Here is a 23,970-nt window from a genome sequence, read left to right as displayed (position 1 = left end):
GGGAAGCGACGGGTTTAAAATCGGTTTTTACAGTATTTTCGATAGTAATAACAACGATTTAATGCACTTTAGGTTGAAGTGATTAGAATTTAATGGCACGAAGACCGGTTTCCCCAAACTGCGAGATGTACAAGATGCGCTTTCGTTCGTCAGCGGCAATGCCATTGGGTTGCGAGAAGGTAGCTTCCAATAGTTTGCCATCGGCACTGCCATTTTCCCCGGTTCCGGCAAAAATTTCGGTACTTCCATCAAAAGCGACTTTATAGATTACGTTTTCGCTAATGCCGGTGGCGTAAACCGCTCCCTCAAAAATGGTCATGTATCCGATGGCAAAGCCTTGCGTAACGTTCGGAATGGTCGCCATCAGGGATACGGCGCCATCAGGGGTTATCTTTAAAATATCGGCGGTAAAGAAATTAGCGGTAATGATATTGCCCTCATCGTCAATATCGATGCCTACACATCCAAATAACCGATCATCGGTAGCGAGCACCGATAGGGTACCATCAGGCAGTACTTTGTGCAAGGTCGGGGCAAAAAAGTTGGCCACATAAAGGACATCATCGTCATCGATGGCCAGGCCGGAAGGCCAACCCGCTATTTCGCCTACGGTCTCCGAAGTGCCGTCAGGTGCTACCTTTACCAACACCCCCGATACGGCGTCGTTGTTGTTTTCCGTGTTAAAGTATAGGTTTCCTTGTCGGTCGAGTACACTTCCCATGGGTGCTTCAAAACCTTCTGCCTTTGCCCTTATACCACGTTTGGTAACTTCGAATACCGTGGTACCGTTATATTTGTTCAGCTCGGGGTCGAATACACCAAAATTAGAGGCGAAAAGTGTTCCGTCCGGGCCTACATGTAGCCCATCGTTGGCGGGAAAATCAGATCCGATGAGGGTGCTTACCTTGGGATTTTTTTTACCGCCTCCGATATAGTCCTTGATACAGGAGTTGAGCAAAAGCATGCCGCAACAGGCAAACGCGAATGTAATTTTAGAAAAGGAGTGTCGTTTTTTCATTGTTTTACGTTTTAAAGGGTTCAATGGTAAAACTATGTTCCAGATTTTCGGGTATCGGCCCCATGGGTACATTCATACCGATCTATGCTACGTTCAGGCTCTTTATGTAGGCGCTAGGGGTGGTTCCTTTTTCGTTTTTAAAGGCTTTGTTAAAAGTAGATTTCGAGTTGAAACCAACATCCATCGCCAGGGCCAACAACGTGTGCCGTAAGTGTTCTTTCCGATCGATCTTGTTTAAAAAGGCAGCGATGCGGTGTCGGTTGATGTAATCGTAGAAAGAGGCTTGGTATACCTGGTTTAAAAGCCAGGATAGGTTGTTGCTGGAGGTATTCATTTTTTCGGCCAGCTCCTTCAGAGTAAGTTTAGGCATAAGAAATACCTTTTCTTCGGAAATATAGTATTGCAATCTTTTTTGCAATTTTTGAATCTGGTCGGGTTTCAAACGGTCTTTTTTGGATGTTGGGAGTTTTGGCAAAGGGAGCCTAAAAATTTCCGGTTGGCGCAAACTAAAAAAACCGACAACGTAAATAAATGCCGGTGTCGATACCCACATGGTAACATAATCGGCATATGGGAACGGTTTTCCAAGGAAATTGGTAGTGGTAAAACTAATGCCCCACAGCAGCATAAAAACCCCTAGGGGGAGCAGTAAAAATATAACAAAGCGAAGGATGGCTTGGTTATAAGAGAGCTGATCGGGTGCTTCGTCCCTATAGCGCCGGACCAACAATATGGTCTTGATCCAATAAAAAATAAAGGATATCAGCCCGCAGCCCTCAACAATAAAGAACATCAGATATAATTTTCCCGAAAAGTATAGTGTATTGAATTCGGCCAACGGAACGGTCAGTGTCGCAAAGTAATACAGTAGATGAAGGCAAGCGGGCATATAGTGCCACCATTTTAAATGAAAATCCGGACTTTCCCGATATAGTAAGCGACGGACGTAGGTATATGTAAAAGGACCAAAAAGGAAGATAACGGTATCGACTAAGATGCCAAAACGCCACACCCAATCCTCTGGTATCCGAAATGCCGACATCCTTGCGAACAGCATCAGTGCCGCAATGAGCAAAAGGATGGAAAGCATTTTGTTCGCCGGCTTGTTTCTATTGTGCAAAAGCCGTAGCGAAAGCGACAAAAACACGCCTTGACTTACCCCTAGAAAAAGGATCAGATCTGTAAAGCTGTAGGATTGCATAGGAATGTGCGAATATCTGAAAATAGGATTAAAAAATGATGCCGAAGTAGGTTTGGGTACACTTGAACACAAACAAACGGTTTTCTGGGGACCATTTTTGATGACGCATGTTCTCATTTCAAAACTGCCGTCCGTTGTCGATGGATCATATAATTTTTCTGGAAAAATTGGTTATTCAAGTAAGGATACGGCAATTTCTTTTTTTGGGCAACGGTCAATTGGACCGATTGGTTTTCCGTGATATGGAGGTGCCGTAATTTTTCGATACCGACTTTTGGATGTACCGAAATTATCTTTCCATTCGCAAATAAAAAGAACGAACCAAGAGCTTAAAGGTATCTTTTGGAAAATAAATTTCTATGTGTGACCTGAAAAAGGAAAAGATACTTGTGTTGGGCGATTCCCCGTCTTTTTTAGAGGAAATCGGGTCACTTTTGGGAAAGGAAGGGTATCATACGCTTACCCTTGAAGAGCGGCCCGAAAAGGCCATGGCGATTATTGAAGAAGAAGCACCGGACCTTGTTCTGATCCACGTCGACTTTGAGTTGGGGGAAAAAGGGTTGGATTTGGGCGCGGCACTTTCGAAAGCAAAGAAAACGCCATTTGTATATATCACTGTTAACGGTGACAAACGTAGTTTTGAAAGGGCCATAAAAACACGCCCAAAGGGGTATTTGGTACGTCCCTTAAAGTCGATCGATATTATCACTACCGTAGCGACCATTTTGATCCATAATGGTGAAAGCGGCACGCGTCGTTTGGAGCATACCGTCCCTAATGGAATTCCCGTTAAAATCAAGGATACCATTGCTTACATCCAGGACAATTTACAGGATAAGATAACCGTTGGCGACTTGGCGGCGATCGCCGGTTGGAAAGAAGAGCATTACATCACGAATTTTAAGAAGGCGCTCGGGGTAACACCCTATCGGTTTGTGATGAAATCCAAGATCGATAGGGCAAAAAAACAATTGCTGGCAACGGATATTCCTATTGTGGATATAGCGTACGATCTGGGTTTCCAAAGCCACAGTAATTTTAGCGCCAATTTTTTGCGTTATGTGGGCATGACGCCCCGAAAATATAGAAGTGCTTCCCGGCTACAAAAAAGAGAAGCAGGGTAATTCAAAGAAATACCCTGCTCTTATCCATTGAGGATTTAATTTAACCTTACGGTACAAAAACGGAAGTAGTACCATTTTCTACATGTGTAGATCCATAGTTGGAAGTGACCTTGAACCCAGCATTGTCGAAACTGATAGACCCTCCCGAGGTGGCCACCCCGAGGGCATATCTTCCTTGGGCGTAACTGGAAGCGGTTGTTGTTACCTGTGATTCGGACAAACCGGATCCCCAGTTCATAACGGCCCAATCCTGCATGTCGGCAACAATTACTCGACGTGAGGACGAATCATATATAATTCGGAGTAAGTACCCCATTTCACCTCGTTTTGTACCCCATACATAGCGAATGATCCAATTGCGGGTACTGTCACGTCTATAGTTACGTTCGGTAGCAGTTATTTTACCTTCACCCTGTTTGCCGATTTCCGGTTTGTCTATTAAGACCATTCCAGATAGCATATTGTCCCAGGTAATACCATTCTCGTTTCCTAACGCAATGGTTTTTAACGACTCGCCCCTGTAGTTCCAAGTAAGCTCGAATACCAGATCACCCTTTTTGGCAGTGCTTTTCGCCATATTGGCTACGACGGATTTTTGGTCCTTGCCGGATTTGTTACGTACCTTCTGGAGCGTACTTATATTAATGGTACTTGGTTCCATAAGGTTACCGACACTTAAAATGCTCTCGTCTCGTAGGGACAAATCGATAGCATTTTCCAGCGCCTTCTCCTCGGTAGCTTTACCCAGTACTTTGTGGGATACATACTGTAGGTCCCCGTCTAAATAGGAGTCAAAGTTTTGATTGGAGAGCTTAAGCTGCTCGGCTACCTTTGCCGGTAAATCTTCGTTTTCCACACTTTCCAGACCAAGATCGTTCAGTTCGATACTATTGTCGATCACCAGATCATCCGTTTCATTTTTGGAGCATGCGGCCAAAAACAAGACGCATAGCAGGGCTACGTAATACTTTTTTACTGTATTCATAATTTGATTTTTTAATAGTTAAACTTTTTTAATGGATAGGAGGCGGCCAACCTACGGGAACGGTGCTTTACGAAGGTTTCTAATAGTAACCTACCACATCGTTCATAAGAATTCCTTTACCTAAAGGTAGGGTGCTATGGACGGTCGCTTTTTGTAAAAAATGTGGTTCATTTAAAAAAATTGACATTAATTAAGAAATAATTAACAAAAAAACAGGCCCGGTAAGGCCTGTTTGAAGTATTATTTTGAAGGTTATATCTACTGTCTAACGATACGGACAATAGCTTCTCCCTGTCCAGCGTTGACGGACCAATAATGATTGGTGGTCAAACCATACCCGTTGATCCGGTTTTCAAAGTAGCTGTAAATTGGCGGTCGAAGATAGCGATTGCGGTATTCGTTACGTACCAGAAAACGGTCGCCATCCAAATGCTCCAACCAAAAGTAGGTGCGTCTATCATCGTTTCCATGGCCTCCGTAAACCGATTCGTTGCCTTTTCTTGGACCAAAATACCTACTGTCCCCTTCCGGTTTGAAATTGAATTGTACCCTTCCGTTGCCAAGGTTTACAAGTTCCAACACTTCACCATCGCCATAGACCCTTCCATGGGTGTACACCCGGCCCCTATCGGCCCAAACATTGGGATTGATTTCACCGCCCAACTTAACGCGGAAGTTGTCCCGAGCGCGTAATCCGTACTCGTCGATAATACTTTGAAGGGTTCGTAACGCCGGTGTGGAGGCGCAATTCCTGGCATTGGCCAAAACATTCTCTACGTAAGAAATGGCCCTTTGATATCGGTCCGGAAAAAAACTGCTCATAGGATCGGTGAGCTGCACGTTTGCCACCTCTGCCCTTAAAATGGACCATTCCTCTACACGCTTGAAACACGTTTTTTGATTGTTGAACTCCTTGATCAGTCTGGCGTTCTTACCGGGATATTGATACGGCAATAGCTCTTGGTAGAGTCCCGCGGCCTGTTTTTTACGACTGTTCAGGTAATTTCGGCTCCTTCGTATTTCGGCATTGAATTCATTTACGTTCCGTACAAATTTGGGAGCAAAACCACCGATGTTGGTCGCCGACTTCAAAATCTCCTTTGTATTGGAAAGGATTACCTCATCTGCCTTGGAAAAACCGTAGGTTCTGGGAAGCTTAAAAATACGCTGTAATTTTCCGGAGACCATTCTATTGTATTTGCTCTTGGTCTGCTCGTTGATCAACTTGCTTTCGTAGGAGTACACATAATAGATCTCTCCGCCAAAAACTTGTTTGTTTACAAATGAGGTGCCGTACCTTCGAAAAAAACCGGCAAAGTCGTTGTTGTCCAACAGATCTTTGGCCCTATCGTTATAGTCGAGACCCGTAGGGTTCACTACGGAGGACCGGAAATCGTTGTACTCCACCCTGGCGATAACGTTTACCCGGTTGCTTTTGGTACGTATGATTTTTTTAAGGTCCGATACCGTTTTGGAAAATTTAATGACCCCTAAAAAAGAACCACTTTTTTTTATCGTTTTTCGAACATAGCTTTCAATGTCCTCCTCGGTCTTTATAACCTCGATAGATGCCTTTACGGCCGCTTGGGAAAAATTGTAGTCCTCTTTTATGCGAACATCTTCGAATGCGGGCCGGTATACCTGATCGGTAGCGGGGGTATAGCCAAAACCGGCTTCGTAACGTTTATTGTTCGGGCCCTCGAACGTATATTTGGTGGCCGATAGCTCTTCCTGCAACTGTAGGTCTTCCATATCGTCCTGTTTACAGGACGATGCCAGGAAAAACATGCACAATACGATATATTTTATACTTTTCATATCATTAAATTTTACTGTTCATATTCATTTTAATTGGTGGCTCCTTTTTCTTGCTCATATCGCGCTCTTAGCGCTTCGCCCGCTGTAGGTGGTGGAGGCACCGAATTTCTACAATTGTTGGCATTGTTGATCTGCTGTACAACATTGGCCAAAGCGGCTTTCGTATCATTTTTTAAAACGGGATCTGCGGTGTTGTTCCTTACATATACCAAATTGGCACGGACCGCCCTCCATTTTTCAAGGTTTTGATAACAGGCATATTTACTGCTATAGGCGTTGTTCAGGGCGCCTCGTGTTTGAGGAGAGATTCGCAGTCTTGGGTCGTCGCGGAGTACGCTGGCATAAGAGCGTAACTGTAGTTCCGTAGTAGCGGCGCGGCTCTCCCTTTGATTGATGTAGCGCACCAAATTTTGTTTTTCTTTTTCAAAACTTTCAACGCTGGTTATGGTTCGCTTCAAAGGTTTGTATCCCTTTAGATTGGTATAAAAACTACGCTCGAGCAAGTTGGCTTCTATGGTTTTTCGCTCCTCGTCGGATAGTTTTCGTTTGGGTCCCGGGGCGTTTAGGAAGGAAGCAAGATCATAGCGTACCTTGGTTTCGAGCGCCGTTCGGTTTTCCTTATTATAATTGGCCGTTCTATAGGTATAGAAAAAGTAGATATCCCCACCTAAATTTTGCCGTTCAATGAACATAGGGCCATAGGTTTTAAGAAACTCTTTGTCCTTGCCACTGTTCAAAAGGGCTACCGCTTCTTCGGTTAAACGGGGTACACGGTCCATTTCGTACCGTTTGGTTTTAAAGCTCACCACGGCCATTACCGTTGTGGTACTCTCGGTCAGTTTCAATTTACCGTTGACAACTTCCGGCATTACGCCCAACTCTACCCTAAGCCCTTGAAAAGAACGTACCGAAAATGGCTTTACCTTGGCTTCAAACTCCCGATTTTCTTTTAAAATGTTGATTTCGGAAAAGAATTGTATCGATCTTCCGTTGTCGATCTTAAAATTGATGTCGTCCATTATGAATGCGGGAGGTTTGAACATATCGTTTCTGGTAGGATCGTATCCGATACCGGAATACAGACGCTTCCCTTTATAAGAAACCGCCTTGTTGCTCGGAGATATACTTTTTAGCTGTATGGCGCTCAATGTGCCAAGGGAATCGGTTTGAGTCGATGTAGGAATCTCGATTTCGTTCTCTTTTTCACAAGAATAAAGACCTGCAAACAATGCTACTAGGATGATTATTTTTTTCATAGTCTAAATTTTAAGGGGCGTCACTTTTTTCTTTGGTAACTTTTAAACCAAGGGATACCGAATTGGGGCATCCCTTGGTTCAGATTAGTTATGGGCGAAGTTTAACGACCCTGTTCCTTATTTACAAACGGATGCTTCCATATCTCGACTTAGTAGGGGGTTTGCTGTTCCTACAGTTTCGTGCCTTTTCTATTTCTACCCTAACCTGTCGCAACGCGGTGGTCGCACGTCGTCGCATATTGGCATCGGCGCTTTTTTTCTTCACCGTTTCCAAACGCGCTTCCAAGGCCGTCCACCGGTCCAAGTTGGTGGCGCATTTTCCAAGTTTTTTGAATTCGGCCCTAAAAAACTTATTGTTCGGCCCTTGCGTGGTCTTATCGAATCTGGGGTCGACATGGGGCCGTAAAGTCTGCTTGAACGGCTTTAGGTTAAAAGGACTTCGCTTTGCGAACTGGATCATACGACGTATCTCTTTTTGGTATCCTCTTTTTTGAAAAATGGTGCTAAAATCATCCGTGCTAAACAGTTTTGGAGCAAAACCTACGAGATTGGTCAACACCTGTTGGTCTATAAAAGTTTCGGCGATCTCCCGCTTTTCAAAGGATGTAGTGCTGTTGTTGACACTCAATCCAAAATATGGCTGTATACCAAGGGAGAAGGACCCTTCGCGTTCCTCTACCTCTGTGGAGTCAAAGCTGGAGAAGTCAAAATTGAATACATGAAAGACCTCTATGGCCGAAGTTTCCGCGGATACCCAGGCCGGGCCGTAGTTGTCCATAAAAGTGAATTTTCCTATCTGGATATCTTCCTTGGCATCGTCGGATGGCCGTGGTCTTTTTCGAAGCACCTCATCTTTACGTATTGGAATGGTCACACGAACGATGATCGATTTTCTTTTGGAGCCGGTGGCGATACGTTCGTACATAAACTTACGTGCGCTTATGCTAAAACTGATATCCGAAAAGGTGGGAAAGGGTATGGAATCGGCTGTTGGATTTCCTTTGACCGCATTGAACAAAATGATGTCCTCCTCATCGGGGCCACCACTATCACCACCGCCATCTCCACCGCCGCCGTTATCACCGCCGCCCCCGGCATCGGGATTACCATTTTTACCGGGTGTTTTGTCCTCCGGATTGTTGAAACCGATACTAAAGCCCAATTCGCGGGATACCACCTTTTCAATGGCCGTTTCCGTATCTACGACCTCAATGGCCACCTTGGTCCCGGTAGGGAAGTTGTTGGTTCGTTCCACACGGTCGAATACGTCGTCGATGGCAGTGTCAAAACTCTCGTTGGTCAGCGGATTTATACCATAGCCGGCACGGAGAATGCGCCCACCTTTGGTAATTGCCTTGACCTCGTTTTCCTTTTTTACCCCATCGGGTTCCGGAGTATCCAATTCGTCCTTATTACATGATACAAAGCAGAGTAAACATGCAAAAAGCGTTGCACTTATTTTTTTCATAATTTAAAACTTAGGGTTAATATTTGGTTAAAGGTACCCGCATATCGACACGCCCGTTTGTTGTAAATTGAGTTCGATCCATAAAATTTGATTTTTGTTTTAACAAACCTTTTGCAATCTCCGAACATGATGCAGTGGTGCATGCCTTTCTAGCCTTTTTAGGGGTTTTGGCCAAAACAAAAAGAGCGCAACGTCGCGCTCTTTTTTCCGATAAAACCTGTATTTGTTGGGTTATAACCTAATATTTTTATAAGCATTTTTGGCAGGCGGGCGGGATTGATCGCACTCAAGGGATTTAAATATTTGTTGTTCCACTTCGGCTAAGGCCGCTCTTGCTTTTACCCGCATTTGTACATCGTCGGATTTTTTTGCTACGAGGATCAGGCGCGCCTGTAGTTCGGACCATTTGTTCAGGTGGGCGGTACACCGCAACGTTTTTCTATAGGTATTCTGGAATACATTGTTAATAGGTCCTTTTTTTGGATTATCGGTCTCTGGATCGACATGTGGTTTTAGTACCTGTAAAAATGGTTTTACCTTTAAGGGGTTTCTGTTCGCATACTGTATCATTCGGTTCAGTTCCTTGCGATAGCCACCATTTTCAAAAATTTTATCGACGTTGTTGGTAGCAAAAAGGCGAGGGGCAAAACCAATGAGGTTGACCATTACTTCCTGTTTGGAAAATGACCGTCTTACAATTGATTTTTCTTCCTTGGTGAGCCGGGTCTCGCGCTCAATTCCGAAATAGGGTTTTACCGCAAACCCGATTATCGTCGCCGCATCCTTTTTCTCTTCGGTGGTCAATGAAGAAAAGTCGAAATTGAAAACGTGGATGACCTCTACGGCCGACACCTCGGCCGATACCCAGCTAGGGCCATAGATGTTCATAAAGTTTTCTACCCCATCGTTTTTTAGATCTTCTTTCGCCAGCTGCGAATACTTGGGCCGTTTTTGTAAGATCTCGAATTTTCTTAAGGGAACGGTTGCCCGAACGATTACGGATTCCTTATCACTGCCCTCTTCTATTTTCTCCGATATAAACTTTCTGGTACTAAAGCTCAACGAGAACGCCCCTACCGCTGGGAGACCGACCGCCGCCCCGGGTATGGCGACACTTACGCCAAATCCGGATTCCCTTTGGAGTAGTTTTTCAATTGATTTTTCCGTTCTCACTCCTTCCACCACGATTTCGGTACCCTTCGGAAACGAATTGGTCCGTGCTACTTTATTAAATACTTTTTCTATGGGACTGTCGAAGGTTTCGGTGCTAAGGGTATTGTAGCCGTATCCCGCTTTGAGCACGCGCTTGCCCACTGCAATGGCCTTAACGGCCTTATCGACGGCAACCCCATCGGTTTCGGGTGGGGCGACCCCATCTTTGGTACAGGCCGAAAGGGCCAATGCTACCAGCAACATAATAAGTTTCGGTTTTTTCATAATAGCTGTGTTTTACATTCTTTTGACGGAATTTACAGCTATCGGAAACGACCAACTTGTTTAAAATTGTTACCGGTTTAGAAAAATTGAGACTACCTTATCGGTATTCCGGCAATGTTGCAATGTTTAGGTATTACTGGTCGCGCGCAGTTTTGAAATTTGTACTTTTTTACGGTAATCCTCCGCGCTCATTTTCATGTTCTTATAAAAAGCGACACAAAAATTGGAATGGCTTTGAAACCCAAGATCATATGCGATACTGGATATGGGCAGGTTGGTCTCCTCCAGTAAGGAGCGAGATCGGCTAATGCGTTGTTCCAGTATATATTGATAGGGCGTGGAGCCCACATACTTTTTAAAATTGCGGATAAAATGATGAAATTTCCATTGTGTCATATGGGCCAGCTCGCTCACCACAAGTTTTTTATCCAAGTTTTCGGTTATATGATCGACAACCTTCCTAAGGCGAAAAGGAATGTCGCTCTTATATTCCTTTTCATGCCTGATGGGATCTATTTTCCGATGTTCGTGATTAAAAAATGCGATTTCCACGGACGACCGTACCGCTTCGGGTTTGAACGGTTTTAACAAATACCCCATAGGCCGTGTTACTTTCACACGATCCAGCGTAAGGGTATCGGAAAGGGAGGTAATATAGATATATGGTATTTCATCGTTACGGAGAAGGTAGCGGGCAATGTCGGTACCATCTTTTTCGCCCCTTAAACAGATGTCGATCAATACCAGATCTGGCTTTTCGGAATCAATTTTTGATATGGCCTGACTGAAACTAGTGCAGGTTCCGATCGGTTCCCAGTTGTTCTTTCTAATAATTCTTTCCAGGTCCGAGGCAATAATGGCCTCGTCCTCAACAATCAATATTTTCTTTTTCATGGTTAAAAAATTTAGAGTTTTTTGGGGTAAGCGTAATCATATAATAAGTGCCGTTCGTTGTTTTTTGCGTAAGGGTACCCTCAAGTTGGTCGATAAGCAGTTGAACCAGCTTTAGGCCGTATGAGACTTTGGAATCTGTTTTTCTTGCCGGTATTCCCGAGCCATCGTCTTCCACCGTAATAATAAGCTGTTCGCTGTGAAGGGTGCCCTTTACTTCCAACCGTCCCTTTTTCCGGTTTTTGAAGGCATACTTGAAAGCGTTGTGTACCATTTCGTTGATGATGATACCAAGTGGAATAATGGTATCGATATCTAAAAAAATATCTTTTGCATGGATTTCGTAGTCGATTTTTTTCTCGGTAAAGTCGAACGACTCGTATACCGCGGTCACCAGACTTTTAAGGTAGTCGTGAAGGGCGATACGTTCAATTTTATTGCTCTTGTACAACACCTCATGTACCAAGGCCATAGAGGCGATCCTATTGTGGCTGCGAGCCACGAACGCGTCTATTATCCTACTTTCCAAAGGGTCGGCCTGTAGGTTCAACAAACTGGTGACCAATTGTAAATTGTTTTTTACCCTATGGTGAATTTCTTTTAAGAGCACATCCTTCTCTTTCAAGGCTTTTTTTAACTCGACGCTTTTTTTGAAAAAATCGTCGTTTTTGTTTTGGATTACCTTGTTCTTTTCAGCGAGTATCAGGTTGTTCCTTCGCTTGGTGCGGTACTGAAAGTAGATGCTGGTCAGCGCTAGGAAAAATGCGGAGGAAACCCCCCATAAGGTGTAGTTTTCATACCGTTGCCCTTTTATTTGAAGTTCTTGTTTTTCAAAGGCGCTGTTCAGTTTTTCGATTTCTTTTTCTTTTTCCAACGTTTGGTACTTTACTTGTAGCGCGTTGATGTCCCTGTTGACGTTTTCGCGTTGCAAAGAGTCGGCGATCCGAATGGATACCTTATAGTTTTCCAGGGCCTCTTCATGCTTGCCTTCAACGATATCGATTTCCGAAAGTAATTCGTAGATGTAGGGTTGTTCGGATGAAATTTGGTGTTCCTTGGAGAGTTGTAAGGCCTTGAGCGCTTTTGCCCTGGACTTTTTAGTGGAGTCGATTCCGATATAGGCGATGGAAAGGTTTTGAAGCGTAAAAATGTATTTTCGGGTCTTTTTTTCACGTCTATAGATTTCCAATGCCTTAAAGTTGTTCATGATCGCCAATCCGTGCTCGTCCATGTCGGCATAAATGGCTGCCATGGTGTCGTACACCTGCCCCCGATAAAAATCGGTATCCATTCGGTTAGCGAACTCAAGCGCACTTTTGGCATGATTTAGCGCCTTTTTTAGGTCAAAAAGATCAAAGTAGCAACCGCTGAGGTTGAGGTGGCAAAGGAAATTCTGAAGGTTCGCTTTTCCTTTCTTGCAATATTGGAGCGATTTCAAAAGGCTTTCGATGGCTTTCTCCGGTTTGCCGGTCATTCTGAAATTATGTCCGATGTTGTTATGAATGTTCGCCAAACGATAGATGTTTCCGGATTTTTCGAAGAACGATAATGCCTTAAGGTAGTGCTGTAAGGCCGCATCCAATTCTCCTTTTCTGCTTTTGTAAATGCCCATGGAGCTGTAGTACCCACCAAGAACATCGAACTTTCTGGTACGGATCATGGGAAGCAGTTTGCGCGCCATATCAAAATAAGTAGTCGCCGAGTCCATCTCCTTTAGGGAAACCAAGGTGCTTCCTAAACGATAGTAGGCTTGAAACAATAGCGCCGGATCTTTAAGTTGTTTCGCAACGTTGATCTTGTTACGGTTCAGCTTTTCCGCTCCCGTATAGTCTCTCTTATAGGTCAGGTACCGATCGTGCTCGGAAAGTATGTTTAACGTTCGATACGGGTCGTCTGCCTTTCGTATCAAATCGTAAGCGAGGTCGATATATATTATGGAAGAGTCGTTTTGAACATCGTTGAAGGCATTGGAAATCATTAAAAATGCTGTCAGCGAATCTGTTTTGGAAGTTTGCAGCTCTTGTATCGCACTTTTCACACGCTGTTTTGCAGAGGCACTTATTTGTGCGCCAATACCAACGGGGAATGCGCAAAGCATGCCATAAAGCAATATTTTATAAAGAAGAGTGTAGGTCATGGGGGCGCTCATGTGTTCCTCAATAATGCATGGAATGTATGGATGGAATAGCCTTAAGTTTGCTTCATTATTTGTAAGGTTTCACTGATTTTGGTAGTTGGTTATATCGGAAAGTTACTTATTATTTATGGCAACCACTTGCTTAAAATTTAGGCGACTGTTGCCATTCTAAGATGGTCGTTCCCGAACACGGTATTTCCTTGGACAAATCGGAAAATCCCGATATTTTTAAAAAATGCTACATTGAGGTAATTTCTATTTTTAAAGCGAAGAATACTACAAAATGGATGCGATACAGCTGGTCTTAGATCAAATTCCGATTAAACATGATATTGTTTCCCAGTTTATCTTTTTAGGGGTTTTCCAAGGGTTTTTTGTGGCTTCCATCATCATTTTTAAAGGGAACAAGTCCATTATTTCTTTAAAACTTATCGGGTATTTTTTGATTGCCTTTTGTTTGGTATTGTTCGATCAGTATTTATGCTATACCGGGTTGATGAAGTACACGATATACCTTAACGATACTTCGGAACCTTTGGTGTTGTTATGGGCGCCATTACTGTACCTTTTTATTCGAAACGTGCTGGAGAAAGAGCGTTTGCGCTTTAGGACCACTTGGTACCATTTTCTGTTACCGCTAGCGTATGCGCTGTCGCAGATCGGGTACTATGCCCATCCGAGGTCCGTAAAGATAAATGCGTACATCGCTGCGTATTTCCCTGATATGAAACACCTCCACACACCAAAAAATCTGGATTATGGTTATCAATTGATCAAAGACGAATTTCGATGGATATTACTTCTCTCCGGTTTGGTATACACCTTTTTGTGCCTACGGGTACTCCTGAAAAAGGGACCCACGAGTAAGCCTAAAAAACGAAAAGGGGGTATGGATACCTATCGTTTTTCAAGAAACGTTCTGGTTCCCTTTATCCTTCTCATGCTTATTGCGTTCATCATTTTTTTAAACCATGAGAACGATTTGGGCGACCATTATATTGGAATGGTACAGGCCGCCATCGTGTTTATGATAAGTATTATGGTATTTTCGGAGTCCCGTTTTTTTCAAAAATCCTGGGTGGTCGATAAATACGAAGCGCTAAAGGCACAAAACGATTCCTTAAAGATCGAAGAGATCAAGGCCTTTGTGCAGCGGAACGACTATTTTGCAAAGCCAGATATTTCTTTAAAGGAACTGTCGAGCAGCTTAGGGTCCAATGTAAATCATGTTTCTAAGGTCATCAATTTGGAAACGGGCAATAATTTTAACGAGTTTATCAATTCGTACCGGATCGAATTGGCCAAACGAAAGTTGTTGTCGTCCGAATACGGACAGCTTACCATAGAAGCGATCGGAAATTCGGTGGGATTTAAATCAAAATCCGCCTTTTATAATGCCTTTAAACACTTTACGGGGGTTTCACCAAAAGTGTTCAGGGAAAACATGAAGATGTCCTGAATCATCATTTCGTACAACTCTGTACCGTTTTTTTGTGTTGTTTCGCAAATTATCGACCAATTTTGGGACGAACCGATACACAAGACGTCATGATCCGTTTCCTTCTAAAAAACGACCTTTCTTTTTCCAACACATTTCCCTTCCTTGCCATTTCCCTATGCTTGTTTCAAGTTGTGACGGCACAGGAGCATGTTGCCCGGGCACCTGCATCCTGGTACGCGTATGGCGGCGATGCCGGTGGGAACAGATATGTTCGTTCCGATCAAATCAATAGCGAAAATGTTATGGACCTAAAACCGGCATGGACCTTTCGTACCGGGGAACTGGGTCAAAACAGTAGTATCGCGGAAAAACTTACGTTCGAGGCGACCCCTATTTTCTTTGACAACAGGTTATACCTGAGCACTTCCTATGGGAAGGTTTTCGCCCTTGACCCGACCTCAGGGACCGAACTGTGGTCCTACGACCCCAAAATCGATAGAAATGCCTCGTTTTCGGAACTGACCTCAAGAGGGGTCTCTTCTTGGACGGACCCCGATCTACATGCCGACGAAGCCTGTAAAAAATGTATTGTATTGGGTACGATACATGCCAAGCTGATCAAACTCGATGCCATTACTGGAAAGCCCTGCAAAAATTTTGGTAAAAAGGGTGTCGTTGATCTTTACGAAGGAGTGTTCGTGGCCGAGAAGGGCGATTATCAAACCACTTCTCCTCCAGCAATATATCAAGATCTGGCCATAACGGGCTCGTCCATAGGCGATAATTTTAATGCCGATACCGGTAATGGATCGGTACGGGCCTTTAGTTTGCGAACGGGAAAATTGGTATGGTCGTGGGATCCCTTGGCCGAGGCAAGAAGTACCTTCAAAGGGCCTGTTGGGGCTGCCAACGCTTGGTCCGTACTGTCCGTGGATGTTGCAAGGGACCTGGTGTTCGTTCCTACGGGGAGTGCCAGCCCCGACTTTTATGGGGGGTACCGACCTGGGGACAATCGGTATGCGAACTCCGTTGTGGCGTTAAAGGCGTCTACCGGACAGTTGGTATGGCATTTCCAGACCGTGCATCACGATCTTTGGGATTACGACGTAGCAGCACAACCGGCATTGGTCGAAATACGGAAAGACGGCAAAATAATTCCAGCGGTCGTACAGGCGACCAAAACCGGAAATTTGTTCGTGCTGCATCGCGAAACCGGGGAACCGATTTATCCTATTGAAGAAAGAACGGTGCCCCAATCTGATATTCCCGGTGAAGAAACCGCTCCTACCCAACCTTTCTCCAGTTTGCCCAATCTCATGGGCCAAGTTCCTTTGACAGCTGCGACCGTCTGGGGCAAAACGCCAGAGGAACGCCAGAAAAATGCACGGTTTATCGCCAAATTCCGGAATGAGGGCCTTTTTACGCCACCAAGCGTACAGGGATCCGTGCTTTACCCGGGCAATGGCTCGGGCACCAATTGGGGCAGTGTTTCCTACGATATGGAAAACCAATTGCTCATTGCCAATACCTGTAGGTTCGCAACATTGGTGGAGCTTTTTGAACAGGACGAGTTTGTTGGTAAACGTGCCGATAGCAAGGGTTTTGAGGTTTCGCGCCAACGTGGTGCGCCGTATGCCATGCGCCGACGGACCATGATCGGTGAAAGCGGTACCCTTATGAATCCACCGCCTTGGGGCACCCTGGCCGCGGTAAATTTGAGTACCGGACAGTTGGAATGGGAAACAGCATTGGGAACGTCGGAGGATGGCCTATCTGGATTGCCGAACGCAGGGGGTTCCATCGTTACCGCGGGTGGCCTGGTTTTTATCGCCGCCACCTTCGACAAAAAATTCAGGGCCTTTAGCAGCGCGGACGGCACAGTACTATGGGAAACGGAGCTGCCCAGGTGCGGTATTGCGACCCCCATGAGCTACGTGGACAAAAACGGAAAGCAATTTGTGGTCATCGCTGCAGGGGGCCACGGAAAAATGGGGCCGGAAATCGGAGATTTCCTAATGGCGTTTTCGTTGTAAGCGGTTTACACGAACGGTATGCTTGGAACATTGGGGCTTTTTAAGGATGTACAACTTCATCAAAATTACTGCGCTGCGGGCACAAACCCGTCCATAAGTTCCGACATCCGGGCCAATGGTATCTTGGAATCAGGGTCGTTAATGAGGTTATAGGTTTCCTCGGGATCTTTTTCAAGGTGGTATAGCTCTGCGGGAATACCTGCTTCGGTGTACTTGATGTATTTCCAATTTTCGGTACGGATCGCTTTCCAAGGGCGTATTTTAGGAGCTACCTTTTCCAAAAAATACTCCGCTAAAAAGGCCTTACGGCCCGGGAAGTCCTCATCTTCAAGTATCGGCACCAAACTCGTTCCGTCCATAGGTTCCAAGGGGGTCGCCCCAGCGAGTTGCAACAAGGTCGGGGCAATATCGATGTTCAATACCATTTGTTTTCGGGTACTGTTCGGCGGGATCATACGCGGGTAGCGCATTAGCATCGGTATGCGGAGCACCGGGTCGTAGGCCCATCGTTTGGTATTGAACGCCCCATGTTCGCCCATGAGCATGCCATTATCGCTTACGTATATTACAATGGTGTTGTCCAGCATGTTTTTGGCTTCCAAGGTTTTGAAAAACTGGCCGACGCCCTCGTCCACACTTTGTAGGCACCGGTGCTGGTCGGCTACTACCATGTCGCGTTCCCGTCCGCGGCCCCTTCTCGATTCGGGGCGCTCCGGCAATACGTTCTGGTATTCATAAAAGGCTTTTCGTTCAATATTTTCATTGTTGAGCGCTACTTTACCGGTAATATCCTGCTGCTTTACCGCTACCGAATCAAATTTAAAGTCGGGAAAAAGGGACTCATGTCGTTTTGCCGGAAGTAATGGCCAGTGCACCGCTTTGTGGGCAACGATCATGGCGAAGGGTTTACGCCCTTCTTGGGTATTCAAAAACGAAAGGGCCTTCTCGTTTATAATATCGGTCATGTAACCGGTGGTCTGTACGCGCGTATCCTCATCGTTTACCACACCATCGATGTAGTCGCCCTGGCCTTTAAAACTGAACCAACGGTCGTAGCCGGGGCGTCGCGAATCGTCCAGCCCCATATGCCATTTTCCGATAAAGGCGGTAGCATACCCCGACTCCCTCAGCTGTCGGGGCCAGGTCAATAAAGTATGGCTGATGACGTCCAACCCCAATTTGTCATTATTGATTACATTATGGTGGTGTGCATAGTTTCCCGTTAAAAAACTTGCCCTGCTCGGGGAACAGAGGGGGGTGACCACGAAGGCATTTTCAAAAACCACACCTTCTTTACCTATCCGGTCAATGTTCGGGGTATTGGGGATCGTATTCCCTTCAACGCCCAACAAACCTACCTGCTGGTCATCGGTAATGATGAAAATGATGTTCGGTCTTTCGTTCTGGTCCTGTCCCCAGCTATTTTTTGGTACAAAAACTAGAAATACGGTCAGCAAAGGGAGGAATGCAAAGGTTTTCATAGGGAATGGTCTAAATGATGTTGGCATGGCAAAAACTTAAAGTTCCAGTAATTTTTCGATACTGAAAATAATGGTATGTATTATTTTTATGTGCACTTCTTGAATTCGATCGGCATAACCCGGGGAAGCCACTAATAAGGAAATATCGGCGTATGGTGCCAGGGCCCCGCCCGAATTGCCCGAAAGCAGAACGGTGGTAATACCCTTGCTACGGGCTACTTTAAACGCCTCGACAATGTTTTGGGAATTGCCGCTGGTGCTGATTCCCAGTAAGATGTCGCCGGGGCTGCCCAAGCTATCCACAAACCTGGAAAAAACATGCTCGTATCCGTAATCGTTTCCGATACAGGAAAAGTGGCTCGGGTCGGAGATGGCGATCGCCGGTAACGGACGACGGCTTTCCCGATACCTGCCGGTCAGTTCCTCGGCAAAGTGCATGGCATCGCAGTGCGAACCCCCGTTGCCACAGGAAATTACTTTATTGCCTTTTTCGAATGCTGCGACCATCCGTTGGGCAATGGTCAAAATGGTATCGAAATGGGCATCGTTATGCAGAAATTCGTCGAGGACGCGCTGTGCCTGTAGAAATTCGTTTTTTATGGTAGTTGTCGAATGTGCCATAGGTTATGCAGTTAACATTGCCGCCCCAAAAACGCCGGCGCTATCGCCCAGTTTTGGTTTTAGAAATTCCGTTTCCAAGGTATCGTTAAAAATGTGGCGCCGCACACTGGCAACACCTTCGGTATAGAGCAGATCAATATTGCCGACGCCCCCGCCCAAAACAATGGCCTGTGGATCGAGAATGTTGATAATGGAGGCGATACCCTTGCCAAAATAATCCAGTAACCGTGCTACGGTGGCTTTGGCATTAGGGTCGTTTTCCGTTCGATATAGTTCCATGATCGCTTTCAATGTCTTTCGGTTGCCGCTTTTTTGTTCATAAAAACGTTCCAGGGCGGTTCCGGAAATAATGGTCTCCACACAGCCCTGTCGTCCACAGTAGCAGTCGCCTCCGGAAGCATCTAAAAAATTATGTCCCCATTCTCCACCGATCCCATGTTTTCCCTGTAAAGATTTACCATGGACCACCACTCCACCGCCGACCCCGGTACCCATGATGACCCCGAATACCACCTCGGCGCCCGGCACCGTTTCCGGTACGGAACCCAAGGTAGCCTCCGCGAGCGCAAAACAGTTGGCGTCATTGGCGATTTTAATGGGAAGCCCCAAGCGTTTTTCCAGATCGTACCGTATTGGTTTTCCGTTCAAACAAACGGTATTACTGTTTTTAAGGGTTTCGGTCTTTGGGTCGAGCGTTCCCGGAGTGCCGATACCAAGGGAGGTTATGGCAACACCACATTTCTGTTCCAGCTCACGGGCAAGGGTTTCAATTTGTTGTAGGATATGATGATATCCTTTTTGCTGCTCGGTCGGTATTCGAAGCCGTTCGATGACCTTAAAATCCGTACTGGTCTTCTCGAGTACGATGCCTTCGATCTTGGTGCCCCCAAGGTCGATTCCGTAAAGAATTTGAGGGGCATTGGTTTTCGTTTCTGTCTTCATTTGAACTAAGGATATCACTTGGCGTCTGTTTCAAAAATGTGGAAATACAACCCCCAATGGCTTCTGTTTTACGAATTGAAATACAAGTAAATCCCAGAAGGTATACATTGAGTTTTGTTATATAGCGCCTGTTTGGCGGTACTTATTCCTTATAAAATGACACAGAAAAACCATAATGCCAGTTTGTTCGTATTAACGATCCTATTTTTTCTTTGGGGATTCCTTACCTGTATGAACGATATCCTTATTCCCTATTTGAAAGAACTATTCGTACTCAAATATTGGCAGGCGATGTTGATACAATTTTGCTTTTTTGGAGCCTATTTTATCGGTTCGTTGGTCTATTTCCTGGTTTCCTTAAAAAGGGGGGATCCCATTAACAGTATCGGCTACAAAAACGGTATCGTCATAGGGCTCGTTGTTTCCGGGTTGGGGTGCTTTATGTTTTATCCCGCTGCACAGTTTAAGGTTTACGGGCTGTTTTTATCGGCCCTATTTATTTTAGGTCTTGGTTTTACCTTGTTACAGATTGTGGCCAATCCGTATGTTTCTATTTTGGGGAAACCCGAAACGGCCTCTTCCCGGTTGAACATGTCACAGGCCTTTAACTCCTTGGGAACTACCATTGCGCCCATTTTTGGGGGCTATCTTATTTACGAATTTTTCTTTGTGGAAGGTTCCGAAGGCGAATCTACCAAGGTGCCCTACCTCATTTTTGGTGCTATTTTTATGTTGCTCGCCCTGGTGTTCCGTTTTGTAGAACTACCAAAATTTCAAAACAAGGATGCCATTGTCAAGGGAATGGGCGCACTTCGTTTTCCCAACCTTTCCTTGGGAACCATAGCCATTTTCACCTATGTGGGTGCCGAGGTGGCCATCGGTAGTTTTCTGATCAACTTTATCGGTCTCGAACATATTATGGGATTGGATGAAGCGGTCGGTAAAAACTTCCTTGCCTACTACTGGGGCGGTACCATGATCGGCCGTTTTTCGGGCGCGTTGTCGCTGAGTAGTTTGGACAAAGCAAAAAAGCACACGCTAATGGCCGTACTCACCGTGCTTTCTTTCGCCCTGATCTATGCGATATCGGGAGTTGCGTTTCGTACGGTAATGCCCTATATGGCGATCATAGGGTTGAACTTTTTGGTGTTCTTGATCGGAAAAAGTATCCCTTCGCGAACGTTGGCGCTTTTTGCCATGGTAAGCGCCGGATTGGTCCTTTTCGCCATAACGGGCTTGGGAAGCATGGCCATGTGGGCGTTGATCGGAGTGGGGATCTTTAACTCCATTATGTGGTCCAACATATTCACCATCGCCATCAAAGGTTTGGGAAAGTATACCAGTCAGGGCTCGTCGCTTTTGGTCATGGCGATACTAGGCGCAGCCTTGGTACCCTTGTTCCAGGGGATATTGGCCGATACCATTGGGCTACAGTCGTCGTTTGTCGTGCCCTTTGTATGCTACCTATATATCGTTTTTTATGGCTTTTATAGTCCCAAGTTCGGTGCTTCGGAAGTGGAATAACGGGAGTTGCACATGATAATGGTCTTTATACCGATCCTAAAGGGTAGAACATAGGGATCTTAAATCGAACTCGCGTTATAAAGGACTCCACCAAAAACAACCAAAACCTACATCAACTGGCATTGAATACGTTAGTAGAAAAGGGGTACAGGGTAGGTAGAACAATGGTGGTGTACAGGTTGAAAAAAGACCGGTTATTCGGTTTCGATGCGCAGTATATCATCTTTCGAAACCAGTGATTCGTGGCTCACCTTATAGTCTATGTTTTCGCTTCCCAAACGCATGGATTTTATGGTCCCGTTGCTGGGGCCTTTGCGTTCGATAACAAGTGCTTTACCACTGTAGAAAGTATTGTTCAATTGTATGTGCACCTTGTCGAAGGAAGGGGTGGTAATCATATAGTCCGGGGTGCCAGGGGTATGTGGATAGATTCCCATCATGGCAAAGACCACCCATGACGACATGGCCCCGGCATCATCGTTCCCGGGAAGTCCGTTAGGGGCATTGGGAAAATATCGGTCCAAAAGACCATGTACCGTTCGAGCGGTCTTCCAGTCCCTTTCCTTGGTAAGGTTGTAGAAAAATGGAAAGCCAAAACCGGGTTCATTGGTCATATCAAAGTAGTTTTTATCAAAAATGGTATCGAGGTTCTTAAGAAACCGCTCTTCTCCCATACGTGTTTTAAGGGTATCGATTCCATTTGGTACCGAAAATAAATATTGCCAGGCACTACCTTCCACAAAACCGGGCCCGCCCCGAAGGCCGAAATTCATTCGATCCCAGAGTTCTTCCGTAGGGTCGAACGGCTCGTACCAACTGCCATCCTTATTTTTAGGCTGAATGAGGCCGCTAGCATCGTTATAGAGGTGCATAAACGATTTGGAGCGTGTTGCATATTTTTTATGGTCTTTTTCATGGCCCAGCAGTTTGGCCACCTGTGCAATATTGTGGTCGGCCAAATTGAACTCCATGGTGTTGGATACGGCTCCCCATACGATGCCATTGTCCCATTGAAAATCCTCTACATGGCTAAAGGGGCCGTCCATCGTAATATAACCGTAGCGGTTATAGTCCTGTATTCCCCTCCGGTTCAGATTGTCTTTTTCAACATCCGCATTTTTGACCATTGCCGCATATGCCTTTTGGATGTCGATTCCCTTTATTCCCTTGGTATAGGAGTCACCGATGACAATAGGCGCAGGGTCGCCCACCATCAGGTAGGGTTCATGGTTGAAAATGGACCATTTGGGCAGCCATCCCGATTCATCGTAGATGTCCAGCATGTTGTTTATAAATTCTTCCTGTTTTTCCGGGTAGGCCAATGTCAACAAAGGGTGTGTGGTTCTGTAGGTGTCCCAAAGCGAAAATCCGGTATAGCGGGTATAGGTCGACTTCCCGATTTCCGAACTGCCCATTTTAACGTATTCCCCGTTGTGGTCGCTAAAGGTTATGGGCATGAGCAGGCTATGGTATAACGCGGTGTAAAAAACGGTCTTGTCGTCCTCTGAATCGCCGGTCACCTTAATTTTGCCCAATTCTTCCCTCCATTCCGCTTCGGCCGCTTTTTGTACTTTTTCAAAAGCGTACCCTTGTTGTTCCCTGTTCAAATTTTCTTCGGCATTTTCGGTGGAAACGTAGGACACCCCTACTTTGATAAAGAGCTCGGAAGGTTCGTTATTTTTGAAGACGAACACAATACCGCTAGGCCGCTTCTCCAGGTTTTGGTTAAAGCGCGGATTTGTTCTGTTATTGTATTTTAAATAGGTGGAGTCCGCCGCCTTGCTCAAGTGGGCACTAAAAAAGATGGTGCTTCTATTGTCGGCACCGCAAAAGTTGCCCTCCAATTGGTAGCCGCTTACGGCATTGTTTTTGTGCCGTTCGATGACACCGCCCTTAATATGCCCCTGCTGTGCCATAAGGTCCACATAAACTTTTGTGCTGCCTTTGGGCACTTCCAGTTTCATCAACGAGGACCTTTTCGTTGCGGTGGCGTGTACCGTAATGGCATCGTCGTCCAAGGTTACGCCATAATATCCCGGACTTGCCTTTTGCCCCGAAAAATGAGAGCCGTTGTAGCCTAAGGGAAGATCGCGGGTAAAAAATTTAAAGGGAATACTCCCCGTAGCGGGACAACCGACCCCGGAAAAGTTTACATTGCTAAATCCGAATATTTTTTTTTCTTCGTGGCGATAGCCGCTCGGCGATTGCATTTTGGTGAAGTCGAAGGACTGCGGACTTACCGACGCCATACCCCACGGGGTTACCGCTCCAGGATGGACGTTTCCGATAGAGTGTTTGGTTCCGTTTCCCTGGGTGCCGATAAAAGGATTTACATAGTTCAAAGGCTCGAATGCGATTTCTTCGTTCTCGCTTTGGTCCGTGGACCGTTCTTTACAAGCGTTGAGCAAAGAAAACGCTAGCATTAGGATGGCTGCGGCACAACATCTAAAATTTACCATAGGGCGCATTACTTTAATTAAAGTAGGAAAATTAGAAGGTGGCTACTTTGGAATACTGCTATTTCGGAAAATAAGAGATAATATAATGCCCGGAGAACTGTAGATTGGCGGGGTTCAAAAGGTTTTGAGCTCCG

The 23,970-nt window shown here is 45.4% G+C and carries 18 protein-coding genes; 5 read left to right on the top strand and 13 right to left on the bottom strand.

Translation table 11 applies throughout. The features are described from left to right. Positions 1-82: 82 nt before the first annotated feature. Positions 83-1,018, bottom strand: a complete 936-nt coding sequence (locus ACRD7P_RS12170; protein WP_430907894.1) for a hypothetical protein — start codon at positions 1,016-1,018, stop codon at positions 83-85. 82 nt (positions 1,019-1,100) lie between these two features. After that, positions 1,101-2,219, bottom strand: a complete 1,119-nt coding sequence (locus ACRD7P_RS12165; RefSeq protein ID WP_430907893.1) for a helix-turn-helix domain-containing protein — start codon at positions 2,217-2,219, stop codon at positions 1,101-1,103. A gap of 4 nt (positions 2,220-2,223) precedes the next feature. On the opposite strand from ACRD7P_RS12165, the gene ACRD7P_RS12160 reads away from it, so the two are divergent. Together ACRD7P_RS12160 and ACRD7P_RS12155 are read left to right on the top strand one after the other, a co-directional pair. Next, the gene (locus tag ACRD7P_RS12160) at positions 2,224-2,460 is read left to right on the top strand and encodes a hypothetical protein (protein ID WP_430907892.1); all 237 of its coding nucleotides are present in this window, start codon (positions 2,224-2,226) and stop codon (positions 2,458-2,460) included. 118 nt (positions 2,461-2,578) lie between these two features. Next, positions 2,579-3,343, top strand: a complete 765-nt coding sequence (locus ACRD7P_RS12155) for a helix-turn-helix domain-containing protein (RefSeq protein ID WP_430907891.1) — start codon at positions 2,579-2,581, stop codon at positions 3,341-3,343. 46 nt (positions 3,344-3,389) lie between these two features. Here ACRD7P_RS12155 and ACRD7P_RS12150 read toward each other — a convergent pair whose 3' ends face one another. The 7 genes from ACRD7P_RS12150 to ACRD7P_RS12120 form a co-directional block, all read right to left on the bottom strand. After that, complete coding sequence (locus ACRD7P_RS12150) at positions 3,390-4,328, bottom strand: hypothetical protein (protein WP_430907890.1); 939 nt, start codon at positions 4,326-4,328, stop codon at positions 3,390-3,392. Positions 4,329-4,586: 258 nt separating this feature from the next. Next, a complete protein-coding gene (locus ACRD7P_RS12145; RefSeq protein WP_430907889.1) occupies positions 4,587-6,146 on the bottom strand; it encodes a hypothetical protein in 1,560 nt (519 codons plus the stop codon). A 29-nt stretch (positions 6,147-6,175) separates the two neighbouring features. After that, positions 6,176-7,402 carry a hypothetical protein gene (locus tag ACRD7P_RS12140; protein WP_430907888.1) on the bottom strand — a complete coding sequence of 409 codons (1,227 nt, stop codon included), beginning with the start codon at positions 7,400-7,402 and terminating at the stop codon, positions 6,176-6,178. A 121-nt stretch (positions 7,403-7,523) separates the two neighbouring features. Further along, positions 7,524-8,870, bottom strand: a complete 1,347-nt coding sequence (locus ACRD7P_RS12135; RefSeq protein ID WP_430907887.1) for a hypothetical protein — start codon at positions 8,868-8,870, stop codon at positions 7,524-7,526. 231 nt (positions 8,871-9,101) lie between these two features. After that, on the bottom strand, positions 9,102-10,307 hold the full coding sequence (locus ACRD7P_RS12130; protein WP_430907886.1) for a hypothetical protein: 1,206 nt from the start codon (positions 10,305-10,307) through the stop codon (positions 9,102-9,104). Between the two features lie 126 nt (positions 10,308-10,433). After that, a complete protein-coding gene (locus ACRD7P_RS12125; protein WP_430907885.1) occupies positions 10,434-11,201 on the bottom strand; it encodes a helix-turn-helix domain-containing protein in 768 nt (255 codons plus the stop codon). Continuing rightward, positions 11,176-13,335 (bottom strand): tetratricopeptide repeat-containing sensor histidine kinase, encoded by a 2,160-nt coding sequence (locus ACRD7P_RS12120; RefSeq protein ID WP_430907884.1) that lies wholly within the window; start codon positions 13,333-13,335, stop codon positions 11,176-11,178. Before ACRD7P_RS12120 ends, ACRD7P_RS12125 begins: the two co-directional genes overlap by 26 nt. Before the next feature lie 283 nt (positions 13,336-13,618). Between ACRD7P_RS12120 and ACRD7P_RS12115 the strand changes: the two genes are divergently transcribed. Next, entirely contained in the window at positions 13,619-14,794 is a 1,176-nt protein-coding gene (locus ACRD7P_RS12115; protein WP_430907883.1) for a helix-turn-helix domain-containing protein, read from the top strand. 89 nt (positions 14,795-14,883) lie between these two features. Then, positions 14,884-16,809: a pyrroloquinoline quinone-dependent dehydrogenase gene (locus ACRD7P_RS12110; protein WP_430907882.1), complete on the top strand. Its 1,926-nt coding sequence runs from the start codon at positions 14,884-14,886 to the stop codon at positions 16,807-16,809. 65 nt (positions 16,810-16,874) lie between these two features. Here ACRD7P_RS12110 and ACRD7P_RS12105 read toward each other — a convergent pair whose 3' ends face one another. The 3 genes from ACRD7P_RS12105 to ACRD7P_RS12095 are packed head-to-tail and all read right to left on the bottom strand — an operon-like array spanning position 16,875 to position 19,853. Next, positions 16,875-18,290 carry a sulfatase-like hydrolase/transferase gene (locus ACRD7P_RS12105; protein ID WP_430907881.1) on the bottom strand — a complete coding sequence of 472 codons (1,416 nt, stop codon included), beginning with the start codon at positions 18,288-18,290 and terminating at the stop codon, positions 16,875-16,877. Between the two features lie 36 nt (positions 18,291-18,326). Beyond that, the gene (gene gmhA, locus ACRD7P_RS12100; protein ID WP_430907880.1) at positions 18,327-18,911 is read right to left on the bottom strand and encodes a D-sedoheptulose 7-phosphate isomerase; all 585 of its coding nucleotides are present in this window, start codon (positions 18,909-18,911) and stop codon (positions 18,327-18,329) included. A gap of 3 nt (positions 18,912-18,914) precedes the next feature. Next, positions 18,915-19,853 (bottom strand): ROK family protein, encoded by a 939-nt coding sequence (locus tag ACRD7P_RS12095; RefSeq protein WP_430907879.1) that lies wholly within the window; start codon positions 19,851-19,853, stop codon positions 18,915-18,917. A gap of 156 nt (positions 19,854-20,009) precedes the next feature. On the opposite strand from ACRD7P_RS12095, the gene ACRD7P_RS12090 reads away from it, so the two are divergent. Next, the gene (locus tag ACRD7P_RS12090) at positions 20,010-21,377 is read left to right on the top strand and encodes a sugar MFS transporter (RefSeq protein ID WP_430907878.1); all 1,368 of its coding nucleotides are present in this window, start codon (positions 20,010-20,012) and stop codon (positions 21,375-21,377) included. 194 nt (positions 21,378-21,571) lie between these two features. On the opposite strand, the gene ACRD7P_RS12085 is transcribed toward ACRD7P_RS12090, so the two are convergent. Beyond that, positions 21,572-23,836: a GH92 family glycosyl hydrolase gene (locus ACRD7P_RS12085; RefSeq protein WP_430907877.1), complete on the bottom strand. Its 2,265-nt coding sequence runs from the start codon at positions 23,834-23,836 to the stop codon at positions 21,572-21,574. Between the last annotated feature and the right edge of the window lie 134 nt (positions 23,837-23,970).

Origin of the sequence: Maribacter sp. 2-571, assembly GCF_050589625.1 — a bacterium.
GTDB lineage: Bacteria > Bacteroidota > Bacteroidia > Flavobacteriales > Flavobacteriaceae > Pelagihabitans.
The sequence above is the reverse complement of the archived record's forward strand: the minus strand, read 5'-3'. Positions and strand labels throughout refer to the sequence as shown.